This is a genomic window from Streptomyces sp. NBC_01689 (assembly GCF_036250675.1).
Lineage (GTDB): Bacteria > Actinomycetota > Actinomycetes > Streptomycetales > Streptomycetaceae > Streptomyces.
Window position 1 is genome coordinate 3,440,325 of the sequence record NZ_CP109592.1, and the last position, 19,731, is coordinate 3,460,055.

General features: G+C 71.0%; 21 protein-coding genes. 1 reads left to right on the forward strand and 20 read right to left on the reverse strand.

Going from position 1 to position 19,731, the window contains the following annotated elements; all coding sequences use genetic code 11:
• Positions 1-59: 59 nt before the first annotated feature.
• The 18 genes from OG776_RS14395 to proS form a co-directional block, all read right to left on the reverse strand.
• Positions 60-617, reverse strand: a complete 558-nt coding sequence (locus tag OG776_RS14395) for a TetR/AcrR family transcriptional regulator (RefSeq protein ID WP_329323705.1) — start codon at positions 615-617, stop codon at positions 60-62.
• A 134-nt stretch (positions 618-751) separates the two neighbouring features.
• On the reverse strand, positions 752-1,594 hold the full coding sequence (gene whiG / locus OG776_RS14400) for an RNA polymerase sigma factor WhiG (RefSeq protein WP_148010688.1): 843 nt from the start codon (positions 1,592-1,594) through the stop codon (positions 752-754).
• 271 nt (positions 1,595-1,865) lie between these two features.
• On the reverse strand, positions 1,866-3,008 hold the full coding sequence (gene dprA, locus OG776_RS14405; protein ID WP_148010687.1) for a DNA-processing protein DprA: 1,143 nt from the start codon (positions 3,006-3,008) through the stop codon (positions 1,866-1,868).
• 83 nt (positions 3,009-3,091) lie between these two features.
• Complete coding sequence (locus tag OG776_RS14410; RefSeq protein WP_148010686.1) at positions 3,092-4,708, reverse strand: YifB family Mg chelatase-like AAA ATPase; 1,617 nt, start codon at positions 4,706-4,708, stop codon at positions 3,092-3,094.
• On the reverse strand, positions 4,708-5,079 hold the full coding sequence (locus OG776_RS14415; RefSeq protein WP_148010685.1) for a YraN family protein: 372 nt from the start codon (positions 5,077-5,079) through the stop codon (positions 4,708-4,710). Before OG776_RS14415 ends, OG776_RS14410 begins: the two co-directional genes overlap by 1 nt.
• A gap of 163 nt (positions 5,080-5,242) precedes the next feature.
• Positions 5,243-5,551 (reverse strand): DUF2469 domain-containing protein, encoded by a 309-nt coding sequence (locus OG776_RS14420; RefSeq protein WP_003965949.1) that lies wholly within the window; start codon positions 5,549-5,551, stop codon positions 5,243-5,245.
• 55 nt (positions 5,552-5,606) lie between these two features.
• Entirely contained in the window at positions 5,607-6,083 is a 477-nt protein-coding gene (locus OG776_RS14425; RefSeq protein WP_148011068.1) for an NUDIX hydrolase, read from the reverse strand.
• Positions 6,084-6,246: 163 nt separating this feature from the next.
• Complete coding sequence (lepB, locus tag OG776_RS14430; RefSeq protein WP_148010684.1) at positions 6,247-6,993, reverse strand: signal peptidase I; 747 nt, start codon at positions 6,991-6,993, stop codon at positions 6,247-6,249.
• Positions 6,994-7,074: 81 nt separating this feature from the next.
• Complete coding sequence (gene lepB, locus OG776_RS14435; protein ID WP_148010683.1) at positions 7,075-8,019, reverse strand: signal peptidase I; 945 nt, start codon at positions 8,017-8,019, stop codon at positions 7,075-7,077.
• The gene (gene lepB, locus OG776_RS14440) at positions 7,904-8,986 is read right to left on the reverse strand and encodes a signal peptidase I (protein ID WP_148010682.1); all 1,083 of its coding nucleotides are present in this window, start codon (positions 8,984-8,986) and stop codon (positions 7,904-7,906) included. Before lepB (OG776_RS14440) ends, lepB (OG776_RS14435) begins: the two co-directional genes overlap by 116 nt.
• Positions 8,979-9,695 carry a signal peptidase I gene (lepB, locus tag OG776_RS14445; protein ID WP_148010681.1) on the reverse strand — a complete coding sequence of 239 codons (717 nt, stop codon included), beginning with the start codon at positions 9,693-9,695 and terminating at the stop codon, positions 8,979-8,981. Before lepB (OG776_RS14445) ends, lepB (OG776_RS14440) begins: the two co-directional genes overlap by 8 nt.
• Before the next feature lie 45 nt (positions 9,696-9,740).
• On the reverse strand, positions 9,741-10,091 hold the full coding sequence (rplS, locus tag OG776_RS14450; RefSeq protein WP_148010680.1) for a 50S ribosomal protein L19: 351 nt from the start codon (positions 10,089-10,091) through the stop codon (positions 9,741-9,743).
• Between the two features lie 132 nt (positions 10,092-10,223).
• A complete protein-coding gene (trmD, locus tag OG776_RS14455; protein WP_148010679.1) occupies positions 10,224-11,045 on the reverse strand; it encodes a tRNA (guanosine(37)-N1)-methyltransferase TrmD in 822 nt (273 codons plus the stop codon).
• On the reverse strand, positions 11,045-11,623 hold the full coding sequence (gene rimM, locus OG776_RS14460; protein WP_148010678.1) for a ribosome maturation factor RimM: 579 nt from the start codon (positions 11,621-11,623) through the stop codon (positions 11,045-11,047). Before rimM ends, trmD begins: the two co-directional genes overlap by 1 nt.
• 106 nt (positions 11,624-11,729) lie before the next feature.
• Positions 11,730-11,969, reverse strand: a complete 240-nt coding sequence (locus tag OG776_RS14465) for an RNA-binding protein (RefSeq protein ID WP_005479813.1) — start codon at positions 11,967-11,969, stop codon at positions 11,730-11,732.
• Positions 11,970-11,971: 2 nt separating this feature from the next.
• Positions 11,972-12,391, reverse strand: a complete 420-nt coding sequence (gene rpsP, locus OG776_RS14470; RefSeq protein WP_148010677.1) for a 30S ribosomal protein S16 — start codon at positions 12,389-12,391, stop codon at positions 11,972-11,974.
• A 283-nt stretch (positions 12,392-12,674) separates the two neighbouring features.
• Positions 12,675-13,271, reverse strand: a complete 597-nt coding sequence (locus OG776_RS14475) for a hypothetical protein (protein WP_148010676.1) — start codon at positions 13,269-13,271, stop codon at positions 12,675-12,677.
• 251 nt (positions 13,272-13,522) lie between these two features.
• Entirely contained in the window at positions 13,523-14,938 is a 1,416-nt protein-coding gene (gene proS / locus OG776_RS14480) for a proline--tRNA ligase (protein WP_329320994.1), read from the reverse strand.
• Between the two features lie 199 nt (positions 14,939-15,137).
• Here proS and OG776_RS14485 point away from each other — a divergent pair, with 199 nt between their 5' ends.
• Positions 15,138-15,992, forward strand: a complete 855-nt coding sequence (locus tag OG776_RS14485; RefSeq protein WP_148010674.1) for an SAM-dependent methyltransferase — start codon at positions 15,138-15,140, stop codon at positions 15,990-15,992.
• A gap of 101 nt (positions 15,993-16,093) precedes the next feature.
• Here the strand turns inward: OG776_RS14485 and ftsH are convergent, their stop codons facing one another.
• Both ftsH and ffh read right to left on the reverse strand, forming a co-directional pair.
• Positions 16,094-18,028, reverse strand: a complete 1,935-nt coding sequence (gene ftsH / locus OG776_RS14490; RefSeq protein WP_329320997.1) for an ATP-dependent zinc metalloprotease FtsH — start codon at positions 18,026-18,028, stop codon at positions 16,094-16,096.
• Positions 18,029-18,169: 141 nt separating this feature from the next.
• Complete coding sequence (ffh, locus tag OG776_RS14495) at positions 18,170-19,723, reverse strand: signal recognition particle protein (RefSeq protein ID WP_148010672.1); 1,554 nt, start codon at positions 19,721-19,723, stop codon at positions 18,170-18,172.
• Between the last annotated feature and the right edge of the window lie 8 nt (positions 19,724-19,731).

The following is a 19,731-nucleotide window of genomic DNA, read 5'->3' on the forward strand; positions in this document are numbered from 1 at the left end:
AGCGGGCGTGGGTGGGAGGGCGGGGGTGGGGAGAGGGCGGGGGGGAGCCCCCCTCAAGGTCAGCCGCGGACTCCCCGCAGGGCCATCGTGACCGCCGCCTCCGTGATCGCCTCGGGATCCTCCGCCGCGCCCAGCTCGATCCGCCGTACGGCCGCGTCGACCACGCCCTGGAGCAGCATCGCGGCCAGGCGCGGTTCGGTGTGGCCCATGTCGCGGAGCGCCTCCGCGATCATCGTGACGAGTCCGCCGTGTGCGGCGCGGATCTTCTCGCGGGCGCCGGCGTCGAGCTCGCTCGCGGAGATGGCCACGACGGCTCTGTGCCGCCGGTCCCCGACCAGGGTGAGCTGTCGGCGGACGTAGGCCTCGACCTTGCCCTCGGGCCCGTCGGCCGCGGCCATCACCGCCTCGACCTCGGCCGCCCACACGGGGAAGTCGACCTCGCAGAGTTCCTCGACGACGGCGGCGCGAGAACGGAAGTACTCGTAGACGGACGACCGCGCCAGGCCCGTCCGCTCGGCGAGGGCGGGGAAGGTCAGCGCTTCCGTCCCGCCCTCGGACAGCAGGGACCGGGCCGCGTCCAGCAGGGCGGCTCGCTGCATCGACCGGTGCTCGGCCACGGAGGCCGCTCGAATCCTTGGCACGCCCTCCACTTTACGGACGGACCGCGGATGGCGGCAGCCACTCCCACCACCTGGAGGATTCGCGCCCTCGGTGACGAAGGGACGATTCAGCAGGCGCACCACCCCTTGGATCAGCGTCCGAAACCGGCCAGCTTCGCGCGCAGCTGCAGCACCGACTTGGTGTGGATCTGGCTGACGCGGCTCTCGGTGACTCCCAGGACGTTCCCGATCTCGGCGAGCGTGAGGCCCTCGTAGTAGTAGAGCGTGACCACGGTCTTCTCCCGGTCGGGCAGTGTGTTGATCGCCCGTGCGAGGAATCTGCGCAGCTCCCGGTCCTCGGCGACCTCGACCGGGTTGTCGGCCGCGGTGTCCTCCAGCGTGTCCATCAGGCTGAGCCGGTCGCCGCCCTCGCCGCCGACGTGCAGCAGCTCCTCCAGCGCCACGACGTTGGCCAGGGACAACTGGCTGAAGACGGCGTGCAGGTCCTCGACGGCGATGCCCATCTCGGAGGCCACCTCGCCCTCCGACGGGGTGCGTCGCAGCCGGGCCTCGAGCGTCGCGTACGCCCGTTCCACGTTGCGCGCCTTCTGTCTGACCGAGCGCGGGATCCAGTCGAGTGCGCGCAGCTCGTCGATCATCGCGCCGCGGATGCGGGTGATCGCGTACGTCTCGAACTTGATCTCCCGTTCGATGTCGAACTTCTCGATCGCGTCGATCAGTCCGAACACCCCTGAGGAGACGAAGTCGGCCTGCTCCACATTGGCCGGGAGGCCCACGCTGACGCGTCCGGCGACGTACTTGACCAGGGGCGAGTAGTGCAGGATCAGCTGCTCGCGGAGCCGCTCGTCGCCCGTCGTCTTGTACGACCGCCACAGCTCGTCGAGCGTCGCGGGAGCGGGCGGCCGCCTGCTACCGCCGTCGCGGGCGGCTGGGGGGATCGCCGCCCGATCGGACCCGGAGGTGTGCTGGGGCATTCGTCGCCTTGTGCCGTTCTGCCGTGAACTGGGGGTGCCTGGGGGAGGTGTCGTGCTGATGCCGAGTTGCGTGTCTGCGTCGGAACCCACGTGAGCGTAGCGTGACTGGGGTGTCGCAGTGCGCGAAGGGCGGCGGGCGGACCGTGCGCAGATACGTTCCGCTCAGGGTTCGCCCCGGTCGCCCCCGTCGCCGTCCGTGACCGTCCGTGGGCGCCAACTGCGAGTATTGCCAAGGGTGTCGACGTTCGCCCGGACGGCCGAACACGCTCGGTCAGCACCCGTGACGATCATGGCCGACCGGGATCACCACCTGGCGTGTCAACTTCCAGCCGTCGCCGTGTCGTTCGACGAACCCGAGTGAGCGGAGTTCGTACAGTCTCCCGACCGCGTCGTCCGTCGTGGTTCCCGCTCCGCGGGCGATCTCCTCCGCTTCCGCCGGCCCGTGTGCGGGGAGGGCGGCGAGCACCCGTCCGGCGCCCGGGTCCAGCAGGTCGCGGGGCAGTACGGGCCCTCGCCGGTCCGGGGCGAGGTCGCCCATGTCGCCGACCATCTCCGCGACTTCCGCGGCGTCGGTGACCAGCACGGCCTCCCCGCGGAGCAGTTCATGCACGCCGGCCGACAACCCGCTGGTGACGGGGCCGGGCACGCCCATCGCGTACCTGCCCAGCCGAAGCGCGGCGCGGGCCGTGACGAGCGCGCCGCTGCGATGGGCGGCCTCGACGACCACGGTTCCGCGGGTGAGTGCCGCGATGACACGGTTGCGGAGGATGAACCTGCTCGGCGTGGGATGCTCTCCCGGCGGCAACTCCCCCACGACCAGCCCCTGTTCGGCGATCCTGGTGATCAACTCGGTGTGTCCGCGGGGATAGGGCCGGTCGACTCCGCTGGCCAGTACGGCGACGGTGGCGCCGCCTGCCGCCAGGGCGCCCCGGTGCGCGGCACCGTCCACTCCGTAGGCGCCGCCCGACACGACGACCCAGCCGCGCTCCGCCAGTCCGGCGGCGAGGGTGGCCGCCATGTGGGCGCCGTACTCCGTGCAGGCCCGTGCTCCGACGAGTGCGACGGAGCGCAGTGCCCATATCCGCAGGCTGGGGCGGCCCCGGACCCAGAGTCCGAGGGGGCGGCCGTCCCCGAGATCGTCGAGCTGGGCGGGCCACTCGGAGTCCCCCGGGCACACGAAGCGGATTCCGGCGGCGCGGGCCGCCGCGAGGTCCCGGTCCGGGTCGGCCCGCTCGGCCCGCGCCCGTAGTCCCGCCCACCTCCGGTCCGACATCCCGCGCGGGCGCTCCGTGCCGTGGAGGAGCCACCGGGCGGCCCGCTCCGCCCCGGCCTCACGGATCCAGCGCCCGCAGACCTCGTCGCCCGGCTCGGCGACACGGGCGAGCAAGGCCCGGTACCTGCGCTCGGGCGCCATGTCCGGGGTCTGCCGGTGTGGACCGCTCTCCCGGCCCGTGCCGACCGCGCTCCCCGCGCTCCCGCCGTGTGCGCCGTCGCGTTTCACGACAGTGCGCCGATGGCCATCGGTACGCCGCGCGGCACACCGGTGCGCAGTTGCAGTGCGAGGGCGACATCGGTCGCGTCGGGGCGGTCGTGTCCCACGAGGTCCGCGACGGTCCAGGCGACCCGCACCACCCGGTCGAGGCCGCGGGCGCTGAGTACGCCCCGCTCCAGGCTCCGCTCCGCGTCGTCCAGTGCTCCCGGCGACGCGTGCCACCGGTTGCGCAGTTCGCGCCCCGGGACCTCGCTGTTGGTCCGCCAGGGGGTGCCCGCCAGTCGCGTCGCGGCCCGCTCTCTGGCCGCCAGTACGCGGGCGGCGACGGTCTCCGTGGATTCGCCGCGTGCCCCGCGTCCGGTCAGTTCGGAGCGGGTGACGCGGTCCACCTCGACGCGCAGGTCGACCCGGTCGAGGAGGGGGCCGGAGAGCCGGGCCTGGTAGCGGCGGATCGCGGAGGGCGGGCAGTCGCACAGGTCGTCGCGCTGCGAGAAGCGTCCGCACGGGCAGGGGTTCGCCGCGAGGACCATGAGGAACCGCGCGGGGAAGCGGACCACCCCGGCGCTGCGCGCGATGACCACATGTCCCGCTTCCAGGGGCTGGCGCAGTGCGTCGAGGGCCTGGCCGCTGAATTCGGGGGTTTCGTCGAGGAAGAGGACGCCACGGTGGGCGAGCGAGACGGCGCCCGGCCGGGCGATTCCCTGGCCTCCGCCGACGAGTGCCTGCATGGTCGCCGAGTGGTGGGGGGCGCAGTAGGGGGCGGTGTCGACGAGGGGTTTGCCCGGTGGGAGCAGGCCGGCGACCGAGTGGACTGCCGTGACCTCCAGGGATTCGCCTCGGGTGAGTGGGGGCAGGACGGCGGGCAGGCGTTCGGCGAGCATGGTCTTGCCCGCTCCTGGTGGGCCTTCCAGGAAGAGGTGGTGGCCGCCTGCCGCGGCGATCTCCACGGCGGTGCGCGCGGAGCGCTGGCCGACGACGTCGGCGAGGTCGTGGCCGTGGTCGTGGTGGGCGCCGTGGATGCCGGTGGCCGCGCCGGTGCCGGGCATGCGCAGGCCTGCCATGAGCGGGCCGGGCCGGCCCGCTTCGTCGGGGTCCTCCTCGGGGACGGGCTCGTCGGTGAGCACGGCGATGAGCTGGGCGAGGCTGCGTACGCCGAGGACGGAGATCCCCGGCACCAGTGCGGCCTCGGCCGCCGCGCATTCGGGGACCACGACCTGTTCGTATCCCGCGTCGGCGGCGGCGAGGACGGCGGGCAGCACTCCTCGTACGGGCCGGACCCGTCCGTCGAGTCCCAGTTCGCCGATCATGACGATGTCGGAGAGCACGCGGGGGTCGATCCGCTCGGCGGCGCCGAGCACGGCGCAGGCGACGGCGAGGTCGAAGCCGCTGCCGCCCTTGGGTACGGAGGCCGGGCTGAGGCCCACGGTGAGCTTCTTCTGGGGCCATAGGGCGCCGGAGTTCACGACGGCCGCGCGGACGCGGTCCCTGCTCTCGGAGAGGCTCTTGTCGGGGAGGCCGACGAGGGTGAACGCGGCGACGCCCGGCTCCAGGTCCGCCTGGACCTCCACGACCACGCCCTCGACGCCGACCAGGGCGACGGAGCAGGTGCGCGCGAATGCCATCAGGCCACCCCCCGCGCGTGCTCGACGACGGGTGCGCCGCGGTCGGGGAGGAGGACGCCGACCAGGTCGATGCGGACGCCGCCGGGTGGGGCTCCGCCGTGTTCCTGGAGCCAGCGCTCCGCCAGGCCGCGCAGGCGCTGTGCCTTGGCGGGGGTGACGGCTGCCATGGGGTGCTCGTACGAGCCTGTCCTGCGTGTCTTGACCTCGCAGACGACGAGTGCGTCGCCGTCGCGGGCCACGATGTCGATCTCGCCGGTCCGGCCGGAGCGCCAGTTGCGCGCCAGGACGGTCATTCCGGTCTCGGTCAGCCGCCGTGCGGCCAGGTCCTCGCCGTATGCGCCGAGTGCGTTGCGTGCCTTGGACGTCTTCATGTCGGCACCACCTCCGGCGCCAACACTGGGGCTGTCCCCGTCCGCTGTTGGATCTTGGTGGACAGGCGGCCGACTGGGGACAACTTCATCACCCTCACGGGTGATCGTCGTCCGTCGGCGGCCGCCTGGCGCACTCACGCGGTCATCGGATTCACCGGGGCTCTCACCCGCCGGGCAGCTCCAGATCGCTCTTGTTGAGCTCTTCGATGTTCACGTCCTTGAATGTGAGCACCCGCACCTGTTTCACGAAGCGCGCGGGCCGGTACATGTCCCACACCCAGGCGTCCGCCATGGACACCTCGAAGAAAACCTCGCCCTGGACCGAGTGCACCTGCATCTCGTAGTCGTTGGTGAGGTAGAAGCGCCGTTCGGTCTCGATCACGTATTTGAACAGACCGACGACGTCGCGGTACTCCCGATAGAGCTTCAGCTCCATCTCGGTCTCGTACTTCTCGAGGTCCTCGGCGCTCATGGCATGTTCCCCTTCAGCCGTGCGTCCCCCTATTGTGCGCCAGCCCCGCGAGCCTCTAGACGATTTCGGTGTCGAGGACCTCGGGCCTGGCCGGGGGACCCTCGTCGAGCAGCCTCCGCAGCAGCTCGGCGAGCCTGGTCGGATACACCGTCTCATGTGCCTCGGTCAGTTCCTGGCACGTCCACCAGCGCGCTCCGGCGACACTTCGCCGTTCCAGCTCCGTCAGCCCGGCGGCGACGGTCCCCGTCTGCGTCGTACGGGCCAGGAAATACCATTCGTCCTGGTCCCAGCGGCGTCCCGCGAAGGGGAACGAGCATCTGCGCCGCCACAGCACCGGGCCGAGGTCGACCTCGGTGATGCCGGTCTCCTCCACGAGTTCCCGCAGCGCGGCCTCCTCGCGGGTCTCGTCGCCCTCCAGTCCTCCGCCGGGGGTGAACCACCAGTCGTCGGCGGGGTCGTCCGGCTCATGACCGTGCAGGAGCAGGATGCGCTCCTGCGGGTCGAGGAGCACCACTCTGGCGACCTTGCGCAGTCCGCCGTCGTACGAGTCGTCGGCCGGGTGCGGGGCCGTCTTCGTGCCCGGGTCGTCGGCCGGGGCCGCGCGGCCGGGGCCGGTGCCCGGGTCCGCGTCACCCCTGCTGGTGCCCGGGTCCGCGTCGCCCGGGTCCGTGCCGGGGACGGTGTCCGCGGCCCGCTCAGCCGACACCGACCGGCTCCGTCCGCCGCTGCCCGCGCCGCCGTCCCAGCCTCCCCGCGACCGGGCCGTAGGCCGCCCCGCCGAGGACGAGGACCGCACCGGCGACGACGGCGGTCAGGATGAGCCGCAGGGGACCCGGCGTCGAGATCCCGCCGACCGTCTCGAAGCCCGTGGGGCGCTTGAGCATGCCCTTCATGGGCCAGGCGACGGCGTCGACGCGGCCCTTCACCGCGGCACGCGACACCGTGCCGTTGAAGGCCTCGGTGAGGTGCGCGGTCGAGTCCAGTGAGCCGGTGCGCTCGTCACCGAGCAGGAAGAGGCGTCCCTCGGGGACCTCGACGGTCGGGATGCGGTTCGTCTCGGCGGCCTGGCCCTTGGGGAGATACGGTTCGTCGATCTTCTTGTCGTTGACCGTCAGCTTGCCGTTCGTGCAGCAGGCGACGGTGTCGCCGCCGACCGCGACGACCCGCTTGACGATCAGCATGTCGCCCCAGCTCTTCTGCTTGAAGACGATGACGTCGCCGCGTTTGACGTCGTTGCCGTCTATCCGCTCCGCCAGGATGCGGTCGCCCACCTTGATGGTCGGCACCATCGACTCGGTCGGCACGGTGTACGGCTGGTAGACGACCGCTCCCCAGGCGAAGCCGCCCAGGAAGAGCACACAGCCGAGGGCCACGGCCAGTCCCGACAGCACGCTGCCGAGCCGTCCGCGGCCCTCGTCCGTACGTCCTGACGTCCTGCTCATCCCAGTGCTCCCCCGACTCGGAGAATCGACCCCGCGGTCCTGGGTACGGGCCGCGGAAGATCGGCGATCTGGGACGGCACCCTACCCGGCGGTACCCCGCCCAGAAACCCTGGGGTTTCCGGGGGTAAGGCGGCGCCTGCGCCACAGCACCAGCGGCACCGCGCCGGCCAGTCCCAGGGCGCCCGGTGCGGCCGCGCTGAGGTTCTGGTCGAAGGTGTCGGGGATCGGCAGCGTGTTCCAGCGGGTGGGCGGCCAGGCGATCACGATGGCGCGGCCCACGACGTTGCCCACGGGCACGAAGCCCTGGTACTTGTCCTGCTGGTGGTAGCGGGAGTCCAGCGAGTTCTGGCGGTGGTCACCCATGACCCAGATTTTGCCCGGGGGTACCGTCACCTTGAACTGGCCGCCCTGGTCGTCGACGCTGCACGGCGTGTTCCCGGCGTACACGTACGTCTCGTTGAGGGCCTTGCCGTTGACCGTCAGCGGGCCCGAGTTCTGGCACTCGACGGTGTCGCCGGCGACGCCGATGACCCGCTTGATGAGGTCCTTCTCGTCCGCGGAGGGCATCAGGCCGATCTTGCTGAGGACCTGCTGCACGGCGTTCGGGTTGGGCGTCGGCTCGCCCGCCAGCCAGTTGTCGGGGTCGTGGAAGACGACGACCTCGCCGCGCGAGGGCTCCGAGCCGAACCACGGCGTGAGCTTGTCGACCAGTACGCGGTCGCCCTGCTGGAGGGTGTTCTGCATCGAGTCCGAGGGGATCGAGAACGCCTGCACCAGGAACGTCTTGATCAGCAGCGCGAGGACCAGTGCGATACCGATGAGGAGCGGCAGTTCCTTCCAGAAGGAACGCGGATTCTTGGGCTTCTCGTCCTGCTCGCCGTGCTCCTTCGTACCGCCGCCGTCCCCGGAGTCACTCCCGGGACCGACGCCCTCGTTCGTGGCCGGGGTGGCCGATCCGTCGGTTCGCTCCGGCTGTTCCTCGGGGCCATCGTGTCCGGATCGTGCGCCGACCGCCAAATCCCCCACATCCACTCCTCACTCCGTGCCGCTGCCTGCCCCGGATCCGGCGCAGGCCCACCACTCCCATAACGAGCGGGAGTTCCGCAGGGCTCGGGAGCGGGATCAATCCATTGAGATCCGCGGACGCCACCCTATGCGACGGTCCCATGGCCGTGGCCGACCCGCTCGGCACCGACGCGTACGTGTCCGGCTCCTTCAGGCGACTCCAGTGCCCGAAGGGCCAGGCGATGACCATGGCTCTGCCGACGACGGACTTCTCGGAGACGGTACCGCCGTACTTCTCCTTGCGGTGGTACCTGGAGTCGGCCGAGTTGGCCCGGTGGTCGCCCATGACCCAGAGGCGGCCCTTGGGGACGGTCTCCTCGAAGGGGAAGTCCGAGGGCTTGTTGTCGGCGTGGATGTACGGCTCGTCGAGGGGCATGCCGTTGACCGTGACGCGCCCCTGGGTGTCGCAGCACTTGACGGTGTCGCCGCCGACCGCGACGACCCGCTTGATCAGGTCCTTGTCGTTGTCGGAGGGCAGAAGACCGATCTGGGTCAGCCCCTCCTTGATCTGCTTGATGACGACGGGGTCGTTCTTCTTGGCGGTCTTCTCGCCCTCGAGCCAGTCACCGGGGTCCTTGAAGACGACGACGTCACCGCGCTGCGGTGTGGAGCCGAACCATGGCGTGAACTTGTCCACGAGCACCCGGTCGCCGATCTGGATCGTGCTCTCCATGGAGCCCGACGGGATGACGAAGGCCTGGACGAGGAAGGTCTTGAGGACGAGGGCTATGAGCACGGCGACGCCGACGAGGAGCGGGATCTCCTTGACGGCCGAGCGCCGGCGTCGTCGCTTCACCTTGCGCTGGAGTTTGCGGCGCTCGGCGCGGCCGGGGCGCACCGCGCCGCCGGAGGCGCGCCGTGTCCCGGTGGGGAGCAGGTTGGCGGCCGCGTTCTCGGGGAGTCCGCGCGGCCTTCCGCGGTTACCCATGGGCACCGTCCGCGGCCGGTACGCGCGCGTAGGCGCCGGGGCGCTTCAGCCGGGTCCAGTCGTCCGAGGGCCAGACGATCAAGTCGGCCCGGCCGATGACGTCGCCGACGGGGATCATGCCGCCCCCGGGGGACCCCAGGTGGTCCCTGGAGTCGCTGGAGTCGCTGCGGTGGTCGCCGAGGAGGAACAGGCGACCGGCGGGCACGACGACGTCGAAGGGCACCCCCGACGGGCTGTCCCCCGGATACAGAAACGTCGACTCGTCGACCGGACGGCCGTTCACCTCGAGCCTCCCCTCCTTGTCGCAGCAGACCACGTGGTCTCCCCCCACACCGACGACGCGTTTCACGTAGTCGGCGTTCCCGAAGTAGCCGGTGCCGTCGAACACGACGATGTCTCCCCGCTGCGGCTCGGCACCGAAACGGTACGCCAACTTATTTACGAGAACGCGGTCGCCGATCCTCAATCCGGGCTCCATCGAGCTGCTGGGAATCTCGAACGGCTGCGTCACGAAGGTGCTGAGGACGATCAGGAAGAGCAGGCAGACGAGGGCGGTCAGGGTGATCCGTCCGCCGGGGAGCCATTCCGCGAGCCGGTCCAGCAACGCGGAACGCGACCGTCCCTCCGGCCCCTGGGTGTCCGGGTCCTCTTCGGACCCGGCGGGGTGGGAGGAGCGGTCGCGCTCCGTGTGCCGTGCTTCGGTGTTCATCGGAGCCAGATGTTATCCGGCGTCCGTATGAGCCTCCGGGCGAGCTCAGTTGTCGCGCTTCTCCTTGATCTTCGCGGCCTTGCCGCGCAGGTCACGGAGGTAGTAGAGCTTCGCGCGACGCACGTCACCGCGGGTGACGAGCTCGATCTTCTCGACGATCGGGGTGTGCACCGGGAAGGTGCGCTCGACGCCGACCGAGAAGGAGACCTTGCGGACCGTGAAGGTCTCGCGGACACCGGCGCCCTGGCGGCGGATGACAACACCCTTGAACTGCTGCACACGGGAGCGGTTGCCCTCGATGACGCGCACGTGGACGTTGACGGTGTCACCCGGGCGGAAGGCCGGGATGTCGGTGCGCAGCGAGGCGCTGTCGACGGTGTCGAGCAGGTGAGACATGGGATCTGCTTTCTTCGCCGATGCCACAGGTCATCGACGGGAGAAGGGTTTTCAGGAGAGTGCTGCCGCGTCGGGGCGGGCGTCGTGTCCCCCTGTGGCAGGGGCGCACGCCGGACGACGTAGAGCAGCGGCCTATTGTTCCACGGCCTGGGGCCTGCGCCAAAATCGGCCGTCGGGATCCGGCTGCCATCCCAGGATCGAGAGCATCTCGCGGTCCTTCTTGTCGAAGAGGGACGCCTCGCAGCGCTCGATGAGGTCGGGGCGGTTGGCCGCGGTGCGGCGCAGGGCCTCGTCGCGCCGCCAGCGGGCGATCTTGCCGTGGTGACCGCTGAGGAGCACGTCGGGGATCTCCCGGCCGCGCCACTCGGGGGGCTTGGTGTAGACGGGGCCTTCGAGGAGGTTGGCCATGGCGCCGGGGGCGAAGGAGTCGTCGCGGTGGGACTCGGCGTTGCCCAGGACGCCGGGCAGCAGGCGTGCGACGGCCTCGGTGACGACGAGGACGGCCGCTTCGCCGCCGGCGAGGACGTAGTCGCCGATGGACACCTCGTGGACGGGCATGCGGGTGGCGTACTCGTCGATGACGCGGCGGTCGATGCCCTCGTAGCGGGCGGGGGTGAAGACCAGCCAGGGGCGTTCGGAGAGTTCGACGGCGAGTGCCTGGGTGAAGGGGCGTCCGCTGGGTGTGGGGACGACGAGGGCGGGGCGGTGCGCGCCGCCCTCGTAGCCGTCGGCCAGCACGGTGTCGAGGGCCTCGCCCCAGGGGTCGGTCTTCATGACCATGCCGGGGCCGCCGCCGTAGGGGGTGTCGTCGACGGTGTTGTGGCGGTCGTACGTCCACTGCCTCAGGTCGTGGACGTGGACGTCGAGCTGTCCGCGCGCGCGGGCCTTTCCGACGAGTGAGACGTCGAGGGGGTCGAGGTACTCGGGGAAGATCGTGACGACGTCGAGCCGCATTACGCCTCTTCCCCGGCCGAGTCCGCCGTGGAGTCCCCTTCGGAGTCCCGGGAGGAGGCGATCTCGGCGCGGTCGTCGATCAGGCCGGGCGGGGGGTCGATGACGGCCCGCTGCTCGTCCAGGTCGATGTCGACGACGATCTCCTCGACGAAGGGGATCAGGACCTCGGTGCCGTCCGGCCGCTCGACGACGAACAGGTCCTGTGAGGGCAGGTGGGAGATCTCGGTGATCCGTCCGACCTCGTCGCCGTCCTTGGTGACCACGTCGAGGTCCATCAGCTGGTGGTCGTAGTACTCGTCGGGGTCCTCGGGCTTCTCGTCCGGGTCGACCTCGGCGATGAGCAGGGTGTTGCGCAGCGCCTCGGCGGCGTTGCGGTCGCGCACGCCCTCGAAACGCAGGAGCAGACGGCCGCTGTGCACGCGGCCCGTCTCGATGGTCAGCGGGCCGGTGGAGGCGGGGTCGGTGGCCAGGACGGCGCCGGGGGCGAGCCTGAGCTCCGGTTCGTCGGTGCGTACCTCGACGGTGACCTCGCCCTTGATGCCGTGGGCGCGGCCGACGCGAGCGACTACCAGCTGCACTGTGCTTGATCTCCTGTCGTGTGCCTGCGGTACTGCTACGCAGACGACTACGGGCCGGGGCGGGCCTGATGGCCCTCCCCGGCCCGAGCCGGTGCTGCCTGTTGCGTCAGCGGACGTGGTCCACGTCGACGAGGTCGACGCGGACACCGCGGCCGCCGATGGCGCCGACGACCGTGCGCAGAGCGCGTGCGGTGCGGCCGTTGCGGCCGATCACCTTGCCGAGGTCGTCGGGGTGGACCCGGACCTCGAGTACGCGCCCGCGGCGCAGGTCGCGGGAGGCGACCTGCACGTCGTCGGGGTTGTCGACGATGCCCTTCACGAGGTGCTCGAGAGCCTCCTCGAGCATGCTCAGGCCTCGGTCGACGCGGACTCGGCGGCGGCCTCGTCCTTCTTCTCAGCCTTCTTCTTCTGGGTGATGGCCTCACCCTTGCCCTCGTCGTCGCCGCCCAGGGCGTCGAACAGCGGGCGCGACGCCTTCGGCTCGGCGACGAGCAGCGGAGCGGGGGCGGGCAGACCCTTGAACTTCTGCCAGTCGCCCGTCAGCTTCAGGATGGCGAGGACGGGCTCGGTCGGCTGGGCGCCGACACTCAGCCAGTACTGCGCGCGGTCGGTGTCGACCTCGATGCGCGAGGGGTTCTGCACCGGGTGGTACAGGCCGATCTCCTCGATGGCCCGGCCGTCACGGCGGGTACGGGAGTCGGCGACGACGATGCGGTAGTGAGGCGAACGGATCTTGCCCAGACGCTTCAGCTTGATCTTGACTGCCACGGAAGTGGTGTCTCCTGGTCTTGACGTGGTGGGCACGGCGGGTCGGCCGCGTGGGGTTGCGGTACCCGAGTGCCCGATGGACGCGTCAGCCGGAGGAGAGAGGGGTCCTGTGCGACTGTCGAGTACAGCTAGACATTGTGCCACACCCCGGAGGTTCACCTCACCGGCCGTACGGGCGGGCCCATGGCTGACCGGCGCCCGGCGCCGGTCCCGGGCGCCGGCGGTTCGCGCGGCGCTCACCGGGCGGTGCGGCCGAGTACGGCTGCCACGAGCAGCCGTCCTCTCAGCTCGCGGCCGCCCCGACCACCTCCGGGATCCGGAAGGGTTTGCCGCACCCCCCGCACATGATGGGCGCCTGGGCCAGGACGGACGGGACGACCCGTACGTTGCGGCCGCAGTCGCAGACCGCCTTGACGCGGACGCCTCCTCCGGAGGAACCGTGCCGGGCGGCGGGGCCCCGGAACGAGCGGGCCGTGTCGGCGGCGGTCGCGGCGGTGTGCGCCTTGAGGGCGCGCTGCAGCCGTTCGATGGTCGGGCGGTAGCGGCGCTTGGCCTCGGGATTGAGGGTGACGAGCGAGAACCCGCTGCTGGGATGCGGTTCCTCGGGGTGGTCGAGGCCCAGCTCCTCGGCGATCGCGAGGAATCTGCGGTTGTGGTAGCGGCCGGCGCGTGAGGTGTCGCGGACTCCGCGGGAGGCGGCGATGCCATGGACTGCCTCGTGCAACAGGCGTTCGAAGGAGAGTTCGTGCCCGCAGGCGGACGACGATTCTCCGATCAGGGACTCGGGCGCGGCCAGATCGGGCAGCTCGGGGTGGTGCCGCTGAATGTCGGCCCACGCCCCTGCCAGCTCTGCGGCAAGAACAGGTGGTGTCGTGCTCACGTCGTGACAACGAGCCGGGGGCCCCGTGTGTTCCTATTCCGGGGCATCCCAAATAATTTGCACGTACCCGTCAGTTGCCGCTGATGTGTCCTGACGAGGGCGGGTGCGCTGATCTGCGGAGAAGCCTCACAGCTCGCACCAAGCCGGTACGTAGCCACGCGTACGCCCCGGCGCGTAGACGCTGTCCGCACGCCGGGGCACCTGTCGTCATCAGGTGCGCAAGAGGGGTTTCGGCCGCCCTCGGGAGCGGCTCAGTAGGCGCGCGCGACGACGGCGACGTTACCGGGTGCGTCATCACTGCCGGGCACCGACCCGTCCTCGGCGATCAGACACCGTACGGTCACGGAGTGCTCGGCGAGCCTGGCCTCGCCCTCTTCGCCGAGGTCGGCCCACGGGATGCGGGCCCAGCCGCCGGCCGTGGCGGCCTCGACGGCCTGCTCGACCGTCGACACGTCCGAGGTCCGGGACGCGCGGCGGGCGCGCGACTGCTCCAGGAGCAGCGCCTGGTCCTCGTCGAGGACTCCGGGCAGCAGTCCCGCCAGCGCGTCGAGGGCGACCGGCTCCTTGCCCCCGCGGATGCGGCGGGCCAGCATCGCGGTGCCGTTCTCCAGGTCACGGGGTCCGACCTCGATGCGCACCGGGACGCCCTTGAGCTCCCAGTCGACGGCGCGCCGTCCGAAGGGGGTGTCGGTGCGGTCGTCCACCTGGACGCGTACCCCGGCCGCGGAGAGCCGGTCGCCGATCTCGCGGACCTTGGCCAGAACCGCCTCGTCGTCCTTGATCGCGAGGACGACGGCCTGGACGGGGGCGAGGCGTGGCGGGACCCGCAGTCCGCTGTCGTCGCCGTGCGACATGATCAGGCCACCGACCATGCGGGTCGAGGAGCCCCAGGAGGTCTGCCAGACGAGTTCCTGCCGGCCGTCCCTGGAGAGGTACTGGGTGTTGAAGGCCCTCGCGAAGTTCTGGCCGAGTTCGTGGCTGGTGCCCATCTGGAGGGCCTTGCCGTCGCCCATCATGCCTTCGAGGGTGAGGGTGTTGACGGCGCCGGCGAACCGCTCGCGGGGGGTCTTGCGGCCGAGCAGCACGTCGATGCCGAGGACGTTCACCATGAAGTCCTCGTACACCTCCTTGTGGATGTACGCGGCGTAGTCCCGGGCGTCCTCGTAGGTGGCGTGGGCGGTGTGGCCCTCCTGCCACAGGAACTCGGTGGTGCGCAGGAACACACGCGGGCGCATCTCCCAACGGACCACGTTCGCCCACTGGTTGATCAGCAGCGGCAGGTCGCGGTAGCTCTGCACCCACTTGGAGAACGAGGCGTTGATGATCGTCTCGGAGGTGGGGCGGACGACGACCGGCTCCTCCAGCTCCTTGCCGCCGCCGTGCGTGACGACCGCGAGCTCGGGGGCGAAGCCCTCGACGTGCTCGGCCTCCTTCGTCAGGTACGACTGCGGGATGAAGAGCGGGAAGTAGGCGTTCTGGGCTCCGGCCGCCTTGATGCGGGCGTCCATCTCCTGCTGCATCCGTTCCCACAGCCCGTATCCGTACGGGCGGATGATCATGGTGCCGCGCACCGGGCCGTTGTCGGCCAGCTCGGCCTTGTTGATCAGGTCCTGGTACCAGCGCGGGAAGTCGTCCGCCTGGGGCGTGAGAACAGGTGCCTTAGCCATGGCGCGATGGTACGGGCACACGTTGCCGGGACGTGAATTCTCGTGCCGCGCGCGGACGGCGCGCAAGCGGCGCGCCGCAACCCCTGGACGCCGCGACGAGTGGGGAGTTATCTGACATACGGGGGAAGTGCGCGCGCACGGCGCGGGGGTCGGGGGAACGGGGCACGGCATCAACTCTCGGCGGATTGGGGCGCTTTCGATGACACCTACGCTCGTGCGGCAACACCTGCAGCACGCGGGACCTGCGTCCCGGGTGGACCCGCGGGTACGCGCGCGTGACTGGGCCGAGATCCAGGAGCGGATGCTGGTGCCGCTCCACGAGGCCGTCCACGAGCGACTGGAGGTGGGCGGCGGGACACGGCTGCTCGGCCTCGGCTGCGGTTCCGGGCTGGCCCTGCTGACGGCGGCCGCGCGGGGCGCGGCGGTGACCGGGGTCGACGACTCCTCACCCGAACGGGTGCGGCTCGCGCGGGAACGGCTGCTGCCCGAGGGGCACGGCGCGCCCGCGCGCGGCGACGCCCGGATCGTGTGGGGTTCGCCCGCGGACCTGGCGGGCACCGAAGCGCCCGGGTACGACCTGGTGACCGCGTTCGAGCCGGTCGGAGGGGTGACGTGGGACTCCGACGGGCTCGTCGAACTCCTGCGGGAGGCCGTTCCGCTCGCCCGGCGGGGCGCGGCCGTGGTGCTCGTGGGGTGGGGGCCGCCGGAGCGCTGCGCGACGTCCGCCGTGCTGCGGGCGGTCGGCAGACTGGCCGAACCGGTGCGCGGCGGCGGCTGGCGGGCCGCCCGGCGGGACGATCTGGAGGAGATCGCCGCGCGGGCCGGGCTCGGGCTCGACGGTTCGGGACGGGTCGCGTGCCCCTTCGGCTACGCGGACGTGGAGAGCGCGGTACGGGGGCTGCTGTCGACCGGGCTGCTGGACGCGGCGGTGGCCGCGACGGACGAGGTCCAGGTCGACAAGGAACTCACCGAGGCGCTGCACCCGCACCGCCGGCGGGACGGGACGGTGTGGATGCCGAACGTCTTCCGGTATCTGATCGCCCGGACGAGGTAGGCCGGGAGGTCCGGCGCCGCCCGGGCGCGGCGGGGTCGGTCGTGCTTCCGCGTCCGGGTGCGGGTGCGGGGTCGGGTCCTCCTCCCCCGTCCGCGTGCGGCTCAGTCCTCCTTCCGGATCCGGGTGATGCCCGCGATCCGGTACGCGTCCGCCTCCTCCAGCGTCTCGTTGGCGAGGAGCGCCTCCGCCAGGGCGTCCAGCTGGTCGCGGTGGTCGCGGAGGTTCTGGCAGGCCTCCTCGTAGCACTCGTCGACGATGCGCCGCATCTCGTGGTCGATGGAGTCGAGGGTCGCCGGTGCGGCGGCGAGACCGTAGGCCTGCTGGGCGTCGCCCGGGAGGGCGGAGAGCCTGCCGACGCGTTCGGTCATCCCCCACCGGGCGACCATGCCCCGGACGATGTTGGTGACCTGTTCGAGGTCGTTCTCGGAGCCGGTGGTGACGACTCCGTAGACGACGTGTTCGGCAGCCATGCCGCCCAGGGCGCCGATGATCCGGCCGCGCAGGTACTCCTCGGTGTACGCGTAGCGGTCGGCGTCAGGGGTGGAGAGCGTGACGCCGAGCGCGCGCCCGCGCGGGACGATGGTGATCTTACGGACCGGGTCGGCACCCGGCCGCAACATGCCGAGCAGGGCGTGGCCGCTCTCGTGGTAGGCCGTGCGGCGGCGCTCCTCGTAGGGCATGACGAGCGGGCGTTCCGCGCCCAGCTGCACCTTTTCCAGCGCTTCGGAGAGATCGGTGCGGGTCACCCGCTCCTGTTTCCGCTTGACCGCGAGCAGTGCGGCCTCGTTGGCGAGATTGGCCAGATCCGCGCCCGTCATGCCCGGGGTGGTCCGCGCCACCTGGGCCAGGTCCACGTCCGGGGAGAGCGGGATCTCGCGGGTGTGGATCTCCAGGATCGCCTCGCGGCCGCCGCGGTCGGGGGGCGAGACGTTGACGACCCGGTCGAAGCGGCCGGGCCGGGTCAGCGCCGGGTCCAGGATGTCGGCGCGGTTGGTCGCGGCGATGACGATGACGCCCTCCGCGCCGGAGAAGCCGTCCATCTCGGTGAGGATCTGGTTCAGAGTCTGCTCACGCTCGTCGTGGCCGCTCATCGCCGAGCCTCCGGCGCGGGCCCGTCCGATGGTGTCGATCTCGTCGATGAAGATGATCGAGGGGGCGACCTTGCGGGCCTCGGCGAAGAGCTCCCGGACGCGCGAGGCGCCCACGCCGACGATCATCTCGATGAACTCCGATGCCGAGGCCGAGAAGAACGGCACCCCTGCCTCTCCCGCGACGGCGCGTGCGAGCAGGGTCTTTCCGGTGCCGGGTGGGCCCGCGAGGAGTACGCCGCGCGGCATCTTGGCGCCCATCCTGCGGTAGGCGTCCGGGTTCTTCAGGAAGTCCACCACGTCGTTGAGCTCGCCCGCGACCTCGTCGATGCCCGCCACGTCCGCGAAGGTCGTGCGCTGGGCGCCGGGCTGCAGTTCGACGGGTTTCGGGGGCGCCTTGCGGCCGAGCATGCCGCCCGGGCCGCCCATCCCCGGCCGCAGCCGTTTCGCGACGAAGAACCACAGCACGACCAGGACCAGGATCGGGGCGAGGGAGAGCAGCAGGTTGGAGAGCAGGCTGCGCTGCTGGACCACGGGCGAGGCGGTGACCGTGACGCCGCGCTTCTCCAGGTTCTGCCAGAGCTTGTCGTCGGCGAAGGACGGGCGCTGTGTCTTGAACTTGGTGTACTTCCCGCCGCCGTCCGGCTTGTCCCGGGCGGTCCTGAGTTCGCCCTGGATCGCGTCGCCCTTGGAGTAGATCTTGGTGACGTTGCCCCCGTCGATCTGCCTGCTGAACTCCGTGTACGAGATCGTCGGCTCGTTGCCCTGGTTGAAGAAGGAGAGCGCCAGGACGGCGATCACGAACACGATCAGAGCGGCGACCGCCAGGCCTATCCAGCCACCGGGCATCTTCCGTCGTCCGGAGGGCGGCGGGTTCGGCTCGGGTGGCGTGCCCTCGGTACGCCACGGCTGGTCAGGGTCCTTGCGCGGCGGCACGGGGTTGCTCATATCAGGACGTTACGCCACGTGATGCGTGCCAGCACGCGCAGGAAGCCGGGGTGGGCCGCCCCGGCCGCGGGAACGGCGCCGGGGGCGCCCCTGTGGTGAGGGGCGCCCCCGGTGCCGTACGGGACGGGGAGGTCGGCGAGGTCAGCCCATGAACTTCTTGAACTCGTCCGGCAGCTCGAAGTCCTGGCCCTGCTGGCCGGCCGGCAGCCCGAAGGCGCCGCCGGGCTGGCCGCCGGCCTCGCGGCGCGCCGCGGCCTCCTCCTCCTGCTGCCTGCGCTTCATCGGGTTGCCGGAGCGCTGCTTGCCCTTGGCCTGCTTGACCTTCTTCTTGGTGCGGCCGGGGCCGCCGCCCATGCCGGGGATCCCGGGCATGCCCGGCATGCCGCCGCCCTGGGCCATGCGCGACATCATCTTGCGGGCCTCGAAGAAGCGCTCGACCAGACCCTTGACCGCGCTGACCTCGACGCCGGAACCCTTGGCGATACGGGCGCGGCGCGAGCCGTTGATGATCGTCGGCTCCTGGCGCTCGGCCGGGGTCATCGACTTGATGATGGCGGCCGTGCGGTCGACGTCGCGCTCGTCGAGGTTGTTGATCTGGTCCTTGATCTGGCCCATGCCGGGCAGCATGCCGAGCAGCTTGCTGATGCTGCCCATCTTCCTGACCTGCTCCATCTGGGCCAGGAAGTCGTCCAGGGTGAAGTCCTGGCCCTTCTTGGACGCCAGCTTGGAGGCCATCTTCTCGGCCTCTTCCTGGCTGAACGTCTTCTCCGCCTGCTCGATCAGGGTGAGCAGGTCACCCATGTCGAGGATGCGGGAAGCCATCCGGTCCGGGTGGAAGGCGTCGAAGTCGTCGAGCTTCTCGCCGTTCGAGGCGAACATGATCGGCTTGCCGGTGACCGACGCGATCGACAGGGCGGCGCCACCGCGGGCGTCACCGTCGAGCTTGGAGAGCACCACGCCGTCGAAGCCGACGCCGTCACGGAAGGCCTCGGCGGTGTTGACCGCGTCCTGGCCGATCATCGCGTCGACGACGAAGAGGATCTCGTCGGGGCTGACCGCGTCACGGATGTCCGCGGCCTGCTGCATCAGTTCCTGGTCGATGCCGAGGCGGCCGGCGGTGTCCACGATCACGATGTCGTGGACCTTGGTCCTCGCGAACTCCATGGAGTCCTTGGCGACCTTGACCGGGTCACCGACACCGTTGCCCGGCTCGGGCGCGTAGACCGCCACACCCGCGCGCTCGGCGACGACGCTGAGCTGGTTCACGGCGTTCGGGCGCTGGAGGTCGGCGGCGACGAGGAGCGGGGAGTGCCCCTGGTCCTTGAGCCACTTGCCGAGCTTTCCGGCGAGCGTGGTCTTACCGGCACCCTGCAGACCGGCGAGCATGAGCACGGTGGGCGGGTTCTTGGCGAACCGCAGGCGGCGGGTCTCGCCGCCGAGGATCGTGACGAGTTCCTCGTTCACGATCTTCAGGACCTGCTGGGCCGGGTTCAGCGCCTTGGAGACCTCGGCGCCGAGAGCACGTTCCTTGACGTTCTTGATGAAGGTCCGCACGACCGGCAGGGCCACGTCGGCCTCGAGGAGCGCGATACGGATCTCGCGTGCGGTGGCGTCGATGTCAGCTTCGGACAGCCGGCCCTTGCCCCGCAGGTTCTTGAACGTCGCTGAGAGGCGATCGGAGAGAGTATCGAACACGGCGCTCG

What these genes read in the sequence shown, in the direction of transcription:
- whiG (WP_148010688.1), bottom strand. Translation starts at nt 1,594, where the DNA reads ATGCCCCAGCACACCTCCGGGTCCGATCGGGCGGCGATCCCCCCAGCC.
- dprA (WP_148010687.1), bottom strand. Translation starts at nt 3,008, where the DNA reads ATGGCGCCCGAGCGCAGGTACCGGGCCTTGCTCGCCCGTGTCGCCGAG.
- OG776_RS14410 (WP_148010686.1), bottom strand. Translation starts at nt 4,708, where the DNA reads ATGGCATTCGCGCGCACCTGCTCCGTCGCCCTGGTCGGCGTCGAGGGC.
- OG776_RS14415 (WP_148010685.1), bottom strand. Translation starts at nt 5,079, where the DNA reads ATGAAGACGTCCAAGGCACGCAACGCACTCGGCGCATACGGCGAGGAC.
- OG776_RS14420 (WP_003965949.1), bottom strand. Translation starts at nt 5,551, where the DNA reads ATGAGCGCCGAGGACCTCGAGAAGTACGAGACCGAGATGGAGCTGAAG.
- lepB (WP_148010684.1), bottom strand. Translation starts at nt 6,993, where the DNA reads ATGAGCAGGACGTCAGGACGTACGGACGAGGGCCGCGGACGGCTCGGC.
- lepB (WP_148010682.1), bottom strand. Translation starts at nt 8,986, where the DNA reads ATGGGTAACCGCGGAAGGCCGCGCGGACTCCCCGAGAACGCGGCCGCC.
- lepB (WP_148010681.1), bottom strand. Translation starts at nt 9,695, where the DNA reads ATGAACACCGAAGCACGGCACACGGAGCGCGACCGCTCCTCCCACCCC.
- rplS (WP_148010680.1), bottom strand. Translation starts at nt 10,091, where the DNA reads ATGTCTCACCTGCTCGACACCGTCGACAGCGCCTCGCTGCGCACCGAC.
- trmD (WP_148010679.1), bottom strand. Translation starts at nt 11,045, where the DNA reads ATGCGGCTCGACGTCGTCACGATCTTCCCCGAGTACCTCGACCCCCTC.
- OG776_RS14465 (WP_005479813.1), bottom strand. Translation starts at nt 11,969, where the DNA reads ATGCTCGAGGAGGCTCTCGAGCACCTCGTGAAGGGCATCGTCGACAAC.
- proS (WP_329320994.1), bottom strand. Translation starts at nt 14,938, where the DNA reads ATGGCTAAGGCACCTGTTCTCACGCCCCAGGCGGACGACTTCCCGCGC.
- OG776_RS14485 (WP_148010674.1), top strand. Translation starts at nt 15,138, where the DNA reads ATGACACCTACGCTCGTGCGGCAACACCTGCAGCACGCGGGACCTGCG.
- ftsH (WP_329320997.1), bottom strand. Translation starts at nt 18,028, where the DNA reads ATGAGCAACCCCGTGCCGCCGCGCAAGGACCCTGACCAGCCGTGGCGT.